Here is a 13,636-nt window from a genome sequence, read left to right on the forward strand (position 1 = left end):
TGGGCCTGTCCAGGCGACAGGCAGAACGTCACGGCCGTTCGAGCATCCGCGGCAACCATATGAATCTTGGTGTTCCATCCGCCTCGGGACTTGCCGATGGCCTGTGGGCCGTTTTTTTTAGAGCGCCAGTTCCATCGGGATGCACCTTGATACTCGTGGAGTCCAACGAAACCACCTCGATCTTCACGCGCACCAGCTGCTCGCGCTGCAGCTCCTCGAACATCTTGTCCAGCACACCTGCTTTGGTCCAGCGGCGCATGCGCGTGTAGATCGTGTGCCAATTGCCGAACCGATTGGGCAGCCCGCGCCACTTGCAGCCGTGTTCGGCCACATACAGCATGGCATTGACCACTTGCAGATTGCTCAGCCTGACGTTGCCACGCTGCACTGGCAAGCAGTGTTCGATGCGTTTGAATTGCTCGGGGGTGATCTCCATGCCTGCACTTTCACATCTGATCTATCAGAACGCAATTAGTGTTAACACGCCCTACATGATGCAGGTGTCGTTCGCGCTGCTGGGCCATCTGCGCGGCGGCCCGGCCAAGGTGGCCGTGGTGTCGTCCGCGGTCAACGGACTGGTGTCGGCGTCCTCGGTAGCCAACGTGGTGACCGGCGGCATCTTCACCATTCCGCTGATGAAGAAAGCCGGCTACGGCGGCGTGCGCGCCGGCGCGATCGAGACCGCCTCTTCGGTCAACGGCCAGATCATGCCGCCGGTGATGGGCGCGGCCGCCTTCCTGATGATCGAATACGTGGGCATCCCCTATACCGACATCATCCGCCACGCGATCCTGCCGGCCTCGATCTCGTACATCGCGCTGTTCTACATCGTGCACCTGGAAGCGCTGAAGCTGGGCATCCAGCCCATGATGGCCTCGGGCCCGACCCGCACGCCGCTGCAGAAGCTGGCCGGCTGGGGCATGGGCATCAGCGGCACGCTGGTGGTGATGGGCGCGGTCTACTGGATCGGCACCGGCATCCAGGCGGTGGCCGGCGCGGCCGCCACCTGGGTGCTGCTGGCCATCCTGGCGGCGCTGTACCTGTGGCTGCTGCGCATCGCGGCGCGCCACCCCGACCTGCCGCAGGACATAGACATCAACCATCCGGTGCGCCCCCAGCCCTGGCCCACGGTGCGCGCCGGGCTGTATTTCCTGATCCCAATCGGCATCCTGGTGTGGTGCCTGAGCGTGGAGGAATTCTCGGCCGGCCTGTCCGCGTTCTGGGCGGCCGTGGGGATGCTGTTCCAGATGGTCACGCAGCGTCCGCTGATCGCCTGGTTCCGCAAGCAGCCGACCGGACCGGCCTGGCGCCTGGGCTGGCGCGAGGCCATAGGCGGCCTGGAGGAAGGCGCGCGCAACATGATAGGCATCGCCATCGCCTGCGGCACCGCGGGGCTGATCGTCGGCGCGATCACGCTGACCGGCCTGGGCCTGCGCATGACCGCCTTCGTCGAACTGGTGTCGATGGGCAACGTGCTGCTGATGCTGATCTTCACGGCGGTGGTGTGCCTGATTCTGGGCCTGGGCATGCCCACGACCGCCAACTACATCCTGATGGCCACGCTGATGGCCCCCGTGGTGGTGGAGCTGGGCGCGCAGAACGGGCTGGTGATTCCGCTGATCGCCGTGCACATGTTCGTGTTCTATTACGGCATCATGGCCGACATCACGCCGCCGGTGGGCCTGGCCACTTTCGCGGCCGCCGCGATCTCCGGCGAAGACCCGATCAAGACCGGCATACAGGGCGTCACCTACGCGGCCCGCACGGCCATCCTGCCGTTCATGTTCGTGTTCAACCCCATGCTGCTGCTGATCGACGTCAGCTACGGCTGGGAACTGGCGCTGGTGGTGGCCGGCGCCACCCTGGCCTCGCTGACCTTCGCCGCGGCCACCATGGGGTGGTTCCGCACGCGCTGTACCCGGCTGGAGGTCTGCCTGCTGCTGCTGGTGACCTTCATGCTGTTCCGGCCGGATTGGTTCATGGACCATTTCGCCGCGCGCCACGAAAGCCGTCCGGCCGCCGAAATGCAGGCCATCGCCGCGGCGCTGCCGGACAACGGCCGCCTGACCGTGGTGCTGCGCGGCATCAACCTGGAGGGCGACGAGCTGACCAAGACCGTGGCGGTCGCCCTGCCCGCGCTGGAAGACGCGGGCGCGCAGGACGCGGGCCGCAAGCGCCTGGCCGAGGCCGGGGTGACGCTGATGAGCCTGGGCGGCCAGACGCAGATCGGCGGCCTGCGCTTCGGCAGCCGCGCCGAACGCGCCGGCTGGGAGCAAGGCTGGGACGTGCTGGAAGTGAAGGCGCCCAACCCGCAGCGCTGGTCCGACTTCTGGGTTTACGTGCCGGCGCTGTTGCTGCTGGCGGGCATGTGGGCGCGCCAGGGCCGGCGCGACGGCGGCGCCGCCGTGGGAAGGTTGCGCGCCACGGCGGTTTGACGGGATGGCGGCGTTCGGCGCCCGATGGGTTCCGCGCGCTTGAGATTTTCTTTCTTGCGCAGTGTTTCCCGCGCTGCACCCATCCTACGGTTTCACCATCGTAGGATGGGTGCAGCGCGAGAGCTCTTGGAAAAAAACTCGAATACCAAGCGCGCGGAACCCATCGGGCGCCGAACGCCCCCCACTCAAAATCAGCCCAGCACCGGCGACAGCACCGGCTGCTTGGGCCGCACGTCCAGCGCGCGTCCCTTGCGGGCGCGCTTGCCGACGNNNTTCTTGCGCAGTGTTTCCCGCGCTGCACCCATCCTACGGTTTCACCATCGTAGGATGGGTGCAGCGCGAGAGCTCTTGGAAAAAAACTCGAATACCAAGCGCGCGGAACCCATCGGGCGCCGAACGCCCCCCACTCAAAATCAGCCCAGCACCGGCGACAGCACCGGCTGCTTGGGCCGCACGTCCAGCGCGCGTCCCTTGCGGGCGCGCTTGCCGACGTAGACCGCCAGCGCCTCGCCGGCCAGGATGTCCTCGGTGTGCTTGTTGCGGTAGATGCCGGCGGCGCGCAGGCCGCCCGCGCCGATGGGCACGGTCTGGTCCAGCTTGTCGGAGGCGTCCAGGCCCATCAGGATGGTGCCGCGTCCGCCGCCCGACAGGGTCTTGACCTCGTCCAGGCCGAAGACCAGGAACTTGCCCTTGTGCGACAGCAGCGCAAGCTGGATGGCGCCCTTGAACAGCGGCACCGGGCGCAGCAGCGCGTCGCCCTCTTCCAGCGTGATGAACTGCTTGCCGGCGCGCTGGCGGCTGACCATGTCGGACAGCTTGGCCGCAAAGCCGTAGCCGCCGCGCGTGGCCAGCAGCCAGCGGCTGTCGGGAGACGCCGCGATGGTGTGCACGATGCGCGTGCCCGGCCCCAGGTCGATCATGGTGGTCACCGGCTGGCCGTCGCCGCGCGCCGAGGGCAGCGCCGAGACGGGCACCGAATAGACGCGCCCGTTGTCGCCCATCGCGATCAGCGTGTCGGTGGTGCGGCATTCGAAGGCGCCGTAGAGATCGTCGCCCTGCTTGAAGCCGAATTGCGCGGCGTCGTGGCCGTGGCCCTGGCGGGCGCGCAGCCAGCCCTTCTGCGACACGATCACGGTGACCGGCTCGTCCAGCACCTTGGTCTCCAGCACGGCGCGCTCGGCGGTCTCGATCAGCGTGCGGCGATCGTCGCCGTACTGCTTGGCGTCGGCCTCGATTTCCTTGACCAGCAGGCGCTTGAGCGCGGCGGGATTGTCCAGCAGCTCCTGCAGGCGCAGCTGTTCCTCGCGCTTGTCGGCCAGTTCCTGCTCGATCTTGAAGCCTTCCAGGCGGGCCAGCTGGCGCAGGCGCATTTCGAGGATGTCCTCGGCCTGCCGCTCCGACAGATTGAAGCGCTCCATCAGCGCGGCGCGCGGCTCGTCGGATTCGCGGATCGTCTGAATCACTTCGTCCACGTTCAGGTAGACGACCATGCGGCCTTCCAGCACGTGGATGCGGTCGATCACCTTGTCCAGGCGGAAGCGCGTGCGGCGCACCACGGTATTGGTGCGGAACGCCAGCCATTCGACCAGGATGTCGCGCAGGCCCTTCTGGCGCGGCCGGCCGTCGGTGCCGATGCACACCAGGTTGACCGAGGCGCTGCTTTCCATGCTGGTCTGCGCCAGCAGCGTGTTGACGAATTCGTCGCGGTCCACGCGCGAAGTCTTGGGTTCGAACACCAGGCGCACGGCGGCGTCCTTGCCCGACTCGTCGCGCACCGCGTCCAGCAGGTTCAGCATGACCGCCTTGGCCTGCGTCTGCTCGGGCGTCAGGCTCTTCTTGCCGGTCTTGACCTTGGGATTGGTGATTTCCTCGATCTCTTCGAGCACCTTCTGGCACGAGGTGCCGGGCGGCAGCTCGTGGACCACCAGCTGCCACTGGCCGCGCGCCATTTCCTCGAACTGCCAGCGGGCGCGCACCTTCAGCGAGCCGCGGCCGGACGCGTAGATCTGGGCGATGTCCTCGGGCGGGGTGATGATCTGGCCGCCGCCGGCGAAGTCCGGCCCGGGCACCAGCGCGTGCAGCTCGGCGTCGGGCAGCTGCGGATGCTTGATGAGCGCCACGCAGGCCTGCGCCACTTCGCGCAGGTTGTGCGGCGGGATTTCGGTGGCCATGCCGACCGCGATGCCCGAGGCGCCGTTGAGCAGCATCACCGGCAGGCGCGCCGGCAGCATCTGCGGCTCCTGCTGGCTGCCGTCGTAGTTGGGCACGAAGTCCACGGTGCCCTCGTCCAGCTCGTCGAGCAGCAGCTTGGCGATGGGCGTCAGGCGCGCTTCGGTGTAGCGCATGGCGGCGGCGTTGTCGCCGTCGCGCGAGCCGAAGTTGCCCTGGCCGTCGATCAGCGGATAGCGCAGCGAAAAGTCCTGCGCCATGCGCACCATGGCGTCGTAGGCGGCCTGGTCGCCGTGCGGGTGGTATTTGCCCAGCACGTCGCCGACGACGCGCGCGGACTTCACCGGCTTGGCGCCGGCGCCCAGCCCCATCGCCTGCATGGCGTACAGGATGCGGCGCTGCACGGGTTTCTGGCCGTCGCCCACGTCCGGCAGGGCGCGGCCGCGCACCACGGATACGGCATAGTCTAGATAGGCTTGTTCCGCGTAGCGCGCCAGGGTGATGGCGGCGTCGCCCTCGCCGTCGGGCGGGGTGGCGTCGAACAGGCCGGGTTGATTGCTGTCGGTCATGATGGTTTCAGGTAGACAAATTCATCGAAACGGCGTCAGCGCGCCGGCGCGGACGGCATCAGTTGCGTGTCGGCCACGTGCGCGCGCAGCTGCGCGCGCACCGCCTCCAGCGTGGCGGCGTCCTGTCCGCGCTTGGGGATGATCACGCCTTGCAAGGTGCCGAGAATGACATAGAGATGGTCCGGGGTTTCCTCGACCCGCCGCACATCGGACCACGCCATGCGCCCGGAGGCGGCGGCGGTGGAATCCGAGACGCCGTCGGGGCCGAACTCCAGCCGGTGGCGGCCCAGGAACAGCTCGTCGGGCTGCCGCGCCAGCATGCGCCGGGTGTTCTTGCGCACCAGCGCCGGCAGCACGTATTCATAGGCCAGCGCCAGCACCGCGAGAATGCCCAGCCCCACCGCCAGCCCCTCGAAATACACGGGCAGGATGCGGGCCCAGTCGGGCCCCTTGCCGTCCCAGGTCTGCCAGACCAGATAGGCCAGCAGCGCCACGATCATCAGGATCGCGAAGCGCAGGTGCGAGCGGTAGCGGCGGCGGCGCAGCTCGGGCCGCTTGTACACGTAGACGGCGAAGTCGGCGTAGTCGTCGGCCGTCAGGTCGACGTCCATGCGGGCAGCTCCGGATGCGGCCATCAGATGTCCAGCTCCGCCAGGTTGCCCTTTTCCTCGATCCAGGCGCGGCGCTGCGAGGACTCGCCCTTGCCCATCAGCATGTCGAACATGCGGGTGGTGTCTTCGGGGGTCTGGTCGCCGTAGCCCACCGGCAGCAGCCGGCGCGTGTCCGGGTTCATGGTGGTTTCCCACAGCTGCTCGGGATTCATTTCGCCCAGGCCCTTGAAGCGGCTCACGGCCCAGGCGCCTTCGCGCACGCCTTCCTTGCGCAGCTTGTCCTGCGCGGCCTCGAGTTCGCCCTCGTCCAGGCAGTAGATCTTGCGCGCCGGACGCTTGCCCTGGGCCGGCACGTCCAGGCGGAACAGCGGCGGCTTGGCCACGAAGACGTGGCCGGCCTCGACCAGCTTGGGGAAGTGCCGGTAGAACAGCGTCAACAGCAGCACCTGGATGTGCGAGCCGTCGACGTCCGCGTCCGACAGGATGCAGATGCGGCCGTAGCGCAGGCCGGACAGGTCGGGCGTGTCGCCCGGACCGTGCGGGTCCACGCCGATGGCCACCGAGATGTCATGGATCTCGTTGTTGGCGAACAGGCGGTCGCGGTCCACTTCCCAGGAATTCAGCACCTTGCCGCGCAGCGGCAGGATGGCCTGGAACTCCTTGTCGCGGCCCATCTTGGCCGAGCCGCCGGCCGAGTCGCCCTCGACCAGGAACACTTCGGTGCGCGAGGCGTCGCTGGATTCGCAATCGGTCAGCTTGCCCGGCAGCACGGCCACGCCCGAACTCTTGCGCTTTTCCACCTTCTGCGCCGAGCGCTGGCGCGCCTGGGCCTGGCGGATGGCCAGCTCGGCCAGCTTCTTGCCGTATTCGACATTGCTGTGCAGCCACAGGTCCAGCGCGCTCTTGGAAAAACCGCCCACCAGGCGCACCGCGTCGCGGCTGTTCAGGCGCTCCTTGATCTGGCCCTGGAACTGCGGGTCCAGCACCTTGGCCGACAGCACGAAGCTGGCGCGCGCAAACACGTCCTCGGGCAGCAGCTTCACGCCCTTGGGCAGCAGGCTGTGCAGTTCGGCAAAGCCCTTGACCGCGCCGAACAGGCCTTCGCGCAGGCCGGATTCGTGGGTGCCGCCGGCCGGCGTGGGAATCAGGTTGACGTAGGACTCGCGCACGGCGTTGCCGTCTTCGGTCCAGGCCACCACCCACTGGGCGCCCTCGCCTTCGGCGAAGTTCTCGTGGTCGGCGCCGGCGTACTGCTGGCCTTCGAAGAACGGCACCATCAGCTCGGCCCCGGCCAGCGCCTCGGACAGGTAGCCGCGCAGGCCGTCCTGGTACTGCCAGGTCTTGGTGTCGCCGGTCTTTTCGTTGACCAGCGTGACCTTGACCCCGGGCAGCAGCACGGCCTTGCTGCGCAGCAGGTGCGTCAGCTCGCCCGGCGGGATATTGGGGCTGTCGAAATACTTGGGGTCCGGCCAGACGCGCACGCGGGTGCCGGACTTCTTGCGCCCGCCCTGGTCGTAGGGCGCCAGGGGCTCGGCCACGTCGCCGCCCTTGAAGACCAGGCGGTTGACGGCGCCGTCGCGCCACACCACCACCTCCAGCCGCGTGGCCAGGGCGTTGGTGACCGACACGCCCACGCCGTGCAGGCCGCCGGAGAAGGCGTAGGCGCCGCCGCCGGCCTTGTCGAACTTGCCGCCGGCGTGCAGGCGCGTGAACACCAGCTCGACCACGGGCGCGTTCTCTTCGGGATGCAGGCCGACGGGAATGCCGCGCCCGTCGTCCTCGACGGAAACGCTGCCGTCCGCATGCAGCGTGACCTGGATCTGCTTGCCGTAGCCGGCCAATGCCTCGTCTGCGGCGTTATCAATGACCTCCTGCACGACGTGCAGCGGGTTTTCGGTTCGGGTGTACATGCCCGGGCGCTGGCGCACGGGCTCCAGCCCCTTCAGGACGCGAATGGACGCCTCGGTGTAACGTGGAGTGGCCAAGTTATCCCCAACATCTGTGGAAAAAAACCGACATTTTACGGATAAGCCCAGGTTCTGCGCGGCTCCCGGTGGGATGCGCACGACCTGACCACCTCCGAATTCGGTAGGATGATGACAGTGGCAACCGGCGCATCGGGGCCCTCGGCCCGGATCGCGACAACTGCGCCGCAACATCCTACACAAATCCGGCAAACCCTGTTGTTATCTCCAGTGGTATGCCTGTTGTTATTGACAGTGGTATGCTTTAGTCCATTGCCACAAACAAGAACAACCGCAAGGCGCATCTCTTCGGACCCTTTTTCCTTCCGGACCCTGTTTTACGCGCCCTTTGCTGCCGAACCCGAGAATCACCATCATGAGCGACCAAATCAAGAACGTCAGTGACGCAAGCTTCGATGCCGATGTGTTGAAGTCCGGCCAGCCTGTGCTGGTGGATTACTGGGCTGCCTGGTGCGGCCCCTGCAAGATGATCGCCCCCATCCTGGAAGAAGTCGCCACCGAATACGCCGGCCGCCTGACGGTCGCCAAGCTGAACGTGGACGAAAACCAGGACACCGCCGCCAAGTACGGCATCCGTGGCATTCCCACTCTCATGCTCTTTAAGGACGGCCAGGCCGCCGCCACCAAGGTCGGCGCGCTGTCCAAGTCGCAACTCACCGCATTCCTGGACGGCGCGTTGTAAACTGCGTGCTGTGAACGAAGGCGCCGCCCCGGTGGCGGCGCTCATTCAATACCGCGCGAGCCCGTCCGTGGCGCGCCGCCAGAACCCTTCTTTACTTTTCCCCCACCACTCACCGCGATGCACCTCAACGAACTGAAGGCGCTGCATGTCTCGCAGCTGCTGGAAATGGCCGCCGGCCTGGAAATCGAGAACGCCAACCGCCTGCGCAAGCAGGAACTGATGTTCGCCATCATGAAACGGCGCGCCAAGCAGGGCGAGCAGATCTTCGGCGACGGCGTGCTGGAAGTCCTGCCCGACGGCTTCGGCTTCCTGCGCTCGCCCGAGACCTCGTACCTGGCCAGCACCGACGACATCTACATCTCGCCTTCGCAGATCCGCCGCTTCAACCTGCACACCGGCGACTCGATCGAAGGCGAAGTGCGCACGCCCAAGGACGGCGAGCGCTATTTCGCGCTGGTGAAGGTGGACAAGGTCAACGGCGTGGCGCCCGAGGCGATCAAGCATCGCATCATGTTCGAGAACCTGACGCCGCTGCACCCGAACCGCGTCATCCGCCTCGAACGCGACATCAAGAGCGAAGAAAACCTCACCGGCCGGATTCTCGACGTCTTCGCGCCCATCGGCATGGGCCAGCGCGGCCTGATCGTCGCCAGCCCCAAGTCCGGCAAGACGGTGATGATGCAGCACATCGCGCACGCCATCACCACCAACTACCCCGACGCGGTCATGATCGTCCTGCTGGTCGACGAACGCCCCGAGGAAGTGACCGAAATGCAGCGCACCGTGCGCGGCGAAGTGGTGGCCTCGACCTTCGACGAACCGGCCACGCGCCACGTGCAGGTCGCCGAAATGGTCATCGAAAAGGCCAAGCGCCTGGTCGAAATGAAGAAGGACGTGGTGATCCTGCTGGACTCCATCACCCGCCTGGCGCGCGCCTACAACACCGTGGTGCCGGCCTCCGGCAAGGTGCTGACCGGCGGCGTCGACGCCAACGCGCTGCAACGTCCCAAGCGCTTCTTCGGCGCGGCCCGCAACCTCGAGGAAGGCGGTTCGCTGACCATCCTGGGCACGGCGCTGATCGAAACCGGCAGCCGCATGGACGAAGTCATCTATGAAGAGTTCAAGGGCACCGGCAACTCCGAAGTCCACCTCGAGCGCCGCCTGGCCGAAAAGCGCGTCTACCCCTCGATCAACCTGAACAAGTCGGGCACCCGCCGCGAAGAACTGCTGATCGCGCCGGACCTGCTGCAGAAGGTCTGGGTGCTGCGCAAGTTCATCCACGACATGGACGAAGTCCAGTCCATGGAATTCATCCTGGACAAGATGCGCGCCACGAAGACGAACGCCGAATTCTTCGACATGATGAAAAAGAAATAATCTCCCCCCCGAAGCGCTGCGCGCTTCCCCCCCAGGGGGGCGCCGCTACGGACCGGCGGAGCCGGATCCGTGCGGCCCGGGTCTTGAGACACCCGTTTCTTTTGGGGCCCCCGTTTCTTTGGGGGCCCCTTTCCATTGCGGCCGGCCTAGTTGCCGCCCAGGAATTCCTCCAGCAGGCCCGGCGTCTCGGGCTGCTTGCCAGGCTTGGCCGGCTTGTCCGCCAGCGGCTTGGCGGACGTTTCGATCGGCTCGATCTTGGGGTCGTCCCAGTCGCCGGTGACGGCGTATTCCATGGTCATGGCGCGCGCCAGCGGCTGCTTGAGCAGCCATTGCGTGACGAAGGCCCCCAGGCCGATCAGCGGGTTGACCGCCAGCGCCGTCACCATGGCCGCGCCGCTGGCGTCCAGGTTGGGGATCACCACCGCCTTCAGGTCCCAGCGTTCGCGGATGATGTTGACGCCGCCGGCCAGCACGATGGCGGCGACCGGCCCGTTGATCTTGTAGCCTTCGGTGGACGCAACGCCCTCGGCCACTTTGACCCGGCCGCGGATGGTGTCGAAGGGAAAGCCGTCGCGCAGCAGGTTGGTCGGGTTCACGTCCAGCCGCGCCAGCCGCTGCAGCGATTGCAGCGACAGCAGCTCCAGCAGCCGCGCGGTGCGCGAATTGACGTGCATGAAGCGGCCCTTGTCCAGGCTGACGTCGACCTCGCCGGTCAGGTTTTCGATCTTGTGGGTCCAGGGCAGGTCGCGCCAGGTGGCCTGGCCCTTCATGGTGCCCTGCCCGCCCGACACCACTTTCTCGAAGCCGATGCTGTCGAGGAACTTGCCCACATCCTCGTACTTCACCGAAGCGTCCACCGTCAGCCCGCGGTCCGCGCCCTGCAGCCGCCAGTTGCCGGTGGCGTTCAGCGAGGCCGCCGGATTGGTGATGGAGAGCTTGTCCAGCCGCCATTGGCGGCCGCGCTCCAGATTGGCGCCCTGGACCTGCAGCGCGCCCAGATTCTTGCCGTACAGCCGGAATTCCTGCGCCTGCAGGTCGATCGCCGGGATGTCCGACAGGTCGCTGCCCGAGGACAGGGCCTCGTCGGCGTCGTTGTCATCGCCTTCGCCGCCCAGCGCCAGGTGCTTCAGGCGCGCCGTGATCTGCCCGGCGATGGCGCCCGAGGCCTCGCGCCACTCCAGCGTGCCGGCGGCCTGGCGCGATTGCAGGTCCACGCGCCACTGCGCCGGGCCGGGGCGGGTCGCATACAGCGTCAGGTCGTTGAGGGTAAAACCGCCGGTGCGCAGCTTGCCGGCGGCCAGGCTGATGCGCTCGGGCTGCGGCAGCATCGGGCGCGAGGCGGCGCGGTTCTTGCCTGCGCTCTTGCCGGCGGCCGGGCTGAACCCGTCGGCCACGTCTTCCCAGGCGTCCATGTCCAGTTCCGGCAGCGCCGCGTTCAGGCTCAGTCCCCGCTCCGGCAGGCTGGCCGGGCGGCCGATGCCCAGCGCGCCGCGCGTGAAATAGGAACGCTCGCCCTCGGACGGCGCGCGCTCGAACAGCGCGTTGACGCCGTCGCCCAGGCTGGCCGTCAGCCAGCGCCGGTTCGAGGCGCCGCGGTCCTGCGCGGGCGACCACTCTACCTTCAGCGTCTGCGCGCTCTGGGCAGGCTTGCCCACCGGCGCGGGCATGTCGATCGCCATGCCGACCAGGTCGGACTCCACGGAAATATCCACCGCCCCGCCGCGCTGATAGCCCACCTTGCCCTTGTAGGCCGCCTTGCCCGAAAAGCGCGACATGGACGGCGTGTTGCTCAGCTGGGTCAGCGCCGAGCCGGCCAGCGTGCCTTCGAACCGCAGCGCGTCCGACCCCTTGGCCAGGCGGCCGGAAATCCGCGCCGGACCGCCCAGGAACTGAGCCCGCACTTCCTTGGTCTCCACGCCTTTTTCCGAGAACGCCAGCTCGCCGCGCATCTGGCTGAGCAGCGGCATTTCCGGCATGAAGGTGAAGCTGTTGTCGGCGAACTGGATGCGCCCCTGCACCTGCGTGTCGTCGGTATTGAGCAGCGGCACCTTGAGCTTGAGGCCCACGCGCCAGTCGCCGCTGCCGCGCGCCTCTTCCAGCGCGCCGTCCAGCAGTTCGCCCAGCGGCGAATTCGCCGCCAGCGCCAGATAGGCCGGCACCGAGCCGGAGGTCTCGCCGTCCAGCAGCAGTTCGGAGTTCTCCTCCATGTTGGGAATGGTAGCGGAGACCGCGCCCAGCGCCACGGTCTGGCCTGGCCCCACGTGGGCCAGCGCACCGCCGGCGCTGTCCAGCGTCAGGCTGACCTTGTCGATGCGGAAGTTGCCCGCCAGGTTCTCCAGCACCGGCCATCCCTTGCGGTGGCCGCGCGCCGGCGCGTAGTCGACCTTGGCGCCGGTGTAGGCGCCGGCAATGACGAATTCGCCCTGGGCCCCGGGGCTGCCGTAGGGAAAATCGTCCAGGTCGCCCTTGAGCGTGATGGAGGCCGACTGCATCTCGCCGGCCGGCAGGCCGGTGGCCAGCCATTCGCGCGCGTCCGCGTTGACCTCCAGCGGCAGGTAGCGGTGGATGGCCGGCATGGAGCCGCGCACCATGGTGCCGCGCAGGTCCACGCTGCCTGCCGCCGTCTTGCCCTCGGGCTGCCACTGTCCCTGGAAACGCGCGTCGATGTCGTCATTGGCCAGCCGCAGCTGCGCGATGTCGACGAACCAGTGCTCGGCGTCCGGCCCCTTGGTGCTGGCCTGGAGCGCGACGTCGCGCGCTTTCAGCGTGGGCTCGGCGAACACGCCGGGCAGGGTCACGGCCAGCTGCTCGGCGCGGCCGTCGACCGACACGGCGGCCGCGCCCGGGCTGCGCGCCAGCGGCACGCCCTCGATCTGTACGAAGTCGCCCGGCAGGCCCTGCACGCGCGCCTGCGCGTAGTGCGCCGCGAACCCGGGGCCGTCGGCCGCGGCCGACCAGCGCAGGCCGCGCACCGCCGCGTCCGCGGTCAGCGCGGTGAACTTGCCTTTTTCCAGCTGCAGCCAGGCGCGCGCGCTGATGCGCCCCGCGATCTCCGGCGGTTCGATCCAGGGCGCCCAGGCCAGCGGCTCGGCGTCGTCCACCTGGGCATAGAGCTGCCCGCTCCAGCCGGCGGCATTGGCGCCGCCCAGCGCCAGCAGGCTGCGGTTGAACTCGCCGCGCAGTTCGATCTTGCGCACCAGCGCGTCGCCGGCCGCGGCCCGCAGCACGAAGCGGTGCGACAGGCTGCCGTTGCGCGCCAGGAAGTCCACGCCTTCGAGCGTCAGTTCGGGCGCCTGGCGCAGCCCGTCGATCCAGCGCACCGTGGCCCCGCGCACGCGCAGTTCGCGCTGCGCGGCCAGCCAGCGCAGCGCGGGATGATCCAGGTCCGAACGGTGATCGCTGGTGTTGAGGTCGATGTCCTGGCCGGCCACCCATAGATGATTGTCCGCGTCGCGGCGCAGCGTGATTTCGGGCCGCTCGACCTGCAGGCTCACCAGCTTGGGCGACAAGGCCAGAATGCTGCGCCAGCCCAGCACGGCGGAGACGGACGGCAGGGCCAGCACGGGGTCCGGCTCGTCGTCGTAGACCTGCACGGCCTTCAGGTCCAGCCGCGGATTGAGCCCCTGCCAGTCCGCTTCGATGGCGCCGATCTCCACGCGCGAGCCCAGCGCCCGGCTGGCGTAGGCCTCGATCTGCGGACGCCATTGGTCTATCCTGGGAAGCACCCAGTAGCGCACGCCCAGCGCGCCCAGCGCGGCGACGCCATAGACGGCCAGCGTCACCCAGAACAGGGCGCACAGCAGTTTCT

7 protein-coding genes and 1 pseudogene are annotated in these 13,636 nt (G+C 67.9%); 3 read left to right on the forward strand and 5 right to left on the reverse strand.

The window, feature by feature from the left end; all coding sequences use genetic code 11:
- Positions 1-436: pseudogene (locus C1I89_RS05750) on the reverse strand (IS5 family transposase); the annotation flags it as partial.
- On the opposite strand from C1I89_RS05750, the gene C1I89_RS05755 reads away from it, so the two are divergent.
- Positions 435-2,435 (forward strand): TRAP transporter fused permease subunit, encoded by a 2,001-nt coding sequence (locus C1I89_RS05755; RefSeq protein ID WP_258231342.1) that lies wholly within the window; start codon positions 435-437, stop codon positions 2,433-2,435. The pseudogene C1I89_RS05750 and the gene C1I89_RS05755 sit on opposite strands and share 2 nt — an antisense overlap.
- A 413-nt stretch (positions 2,436-2,848) precedes the next feature.
- Here the strand turns inward: C1I89_RS05755 and parC are convergent, their stop codons facing one another.
- Genes parC through parE form a run of 3 tightly spaced genes read right to left on the reverse strand, consistent with a single transcriptional unit; the run spans position 2,849 to position 7,769 of the window.
- Complete coding sequence (gene parC, locus C1I89_RS05760; RefSeq protein WP_102771761.1) at positions 2,849-5,173, reverse strand: DNA topoisomerase IV subunit A; 2,325 nt, start codon at positions 5,171-5,173, stop codon at positions 2,849-2,851.
- A gap of 35 nt (positions 5,174-5,208) precedes the next feature.
- A complete protein-coding gene (locus tag C1I89_RS05765; RefSeq protein ID WP_440130616.1) occupies positions 5,209-5,784 on the reverse strand; it encodes a YcxB family protein in 576 nt (191 codons plus the stop codon).
- Between the two features lie 23 nt (positions 5,785-5,807).
- A complete protein-coding gene (gene parE, locus C1I89_RS05770; protein ID WP_168202330.1) occupies positions 5,808-7,769 on the reverse strand; it encodes a DNA topoisomerase IV subunit B in 1,962 nt (653 codons plus the stop codon).
- A 355-nt stretch (positions 7,770-8,124) separates the two neighbouring features.
- On the opposite strand from parE, the gene trxA reads away from it, so the two are divergent.
- Together trxA and rho are read left to right on the forward strand one after the other, a co-directional pair.
- Positions 8,125-8,451, forward strand: a complete 327-nt coding sequence (gene trxA / locus C1I89_RS05775; RefSeq protein WP_102771763.1) for a thioredoxin TrxA — start codon at positions 8,125-8,127, stop codon at positions 8,449-8,451.
- Between the two features lie 117 nt (positions 8,452-8,568).
- Positions 8,569-9,828, forward strand: a complete 1,260-nt coding sequence (gene rho, locus C1I89_RS05780) for a transcription termination factor Rho (protein WP_043541410.1) — start codon at positions 8,569-8,571, stop codon at positions 9,826-9,828.
- 146 nt (positions 9,829-9,974) lie between these two features.
- Here the strand turns inward: rho and C1I89_RS05785 are convergent, their stop codons facing one another.
- A complete protein-coding gene (locus C1I89_RS05785; RefSeq protein ID WP_102771885.1) occupies positions 9,975-13,631 on the reverse strand; it encodes a YhdP family protein in 3,657 nt (1,218 codons plus the stop codon).
- Between the last annotated feature and the right edge of the window lie 5 nt (positions 13,632-13,636).

It is taken from the genome of Achromobacter pulmonis, assembly GCF_002885955.2.
Taxonomy (GTDB): domain Bacteria; phylum Pseudomonadota; class Gammaproteobacteria; order Burkholderiales; family Burkholderiaceae_B; genus Achromobacter; species Achromobacter pulmonis_A.

What these genes read in the sequence shown, in the direction of transcription:
- C1I89_RS05755 (WP_258231342.1), top strand. Translation starts at nt 435, where the DNA reads ATGCCTGCACTTTCACATCTGATCTATCAGAACGCAATTAGTGTTAAC.
- parC (WP_102771761.1), bottom strand. Translation starts at nt 5,173, where the DNA reads ATGACCGACAGCAATCAACCCGGCCTGTTCGACGCCACCCCGCCCGAC.
- C1I89_RS05765 (WP_440130616.1), bottom strand. Translation starts at nt 5,784, where the DNA reads ATGGACGTCGACCTGACGGCCGACGACTACGCCGACTTCGCCGTCTAC.
- trxA (WP_102771763.1), top strand. Translation starts at nt 8,125, where the DNA reads ATGAGCGACCAAATCAAGAACGTCAGTGACGCAAGCTTCGATGCCGAT.
- rho (WP_043541410.1), top strand. Translation starts at nt 8,569, where the DNA reads ATGCACCTCAACGAACTGAAGGCGCTGCATGTCTCGCAGCTGCTGGAA.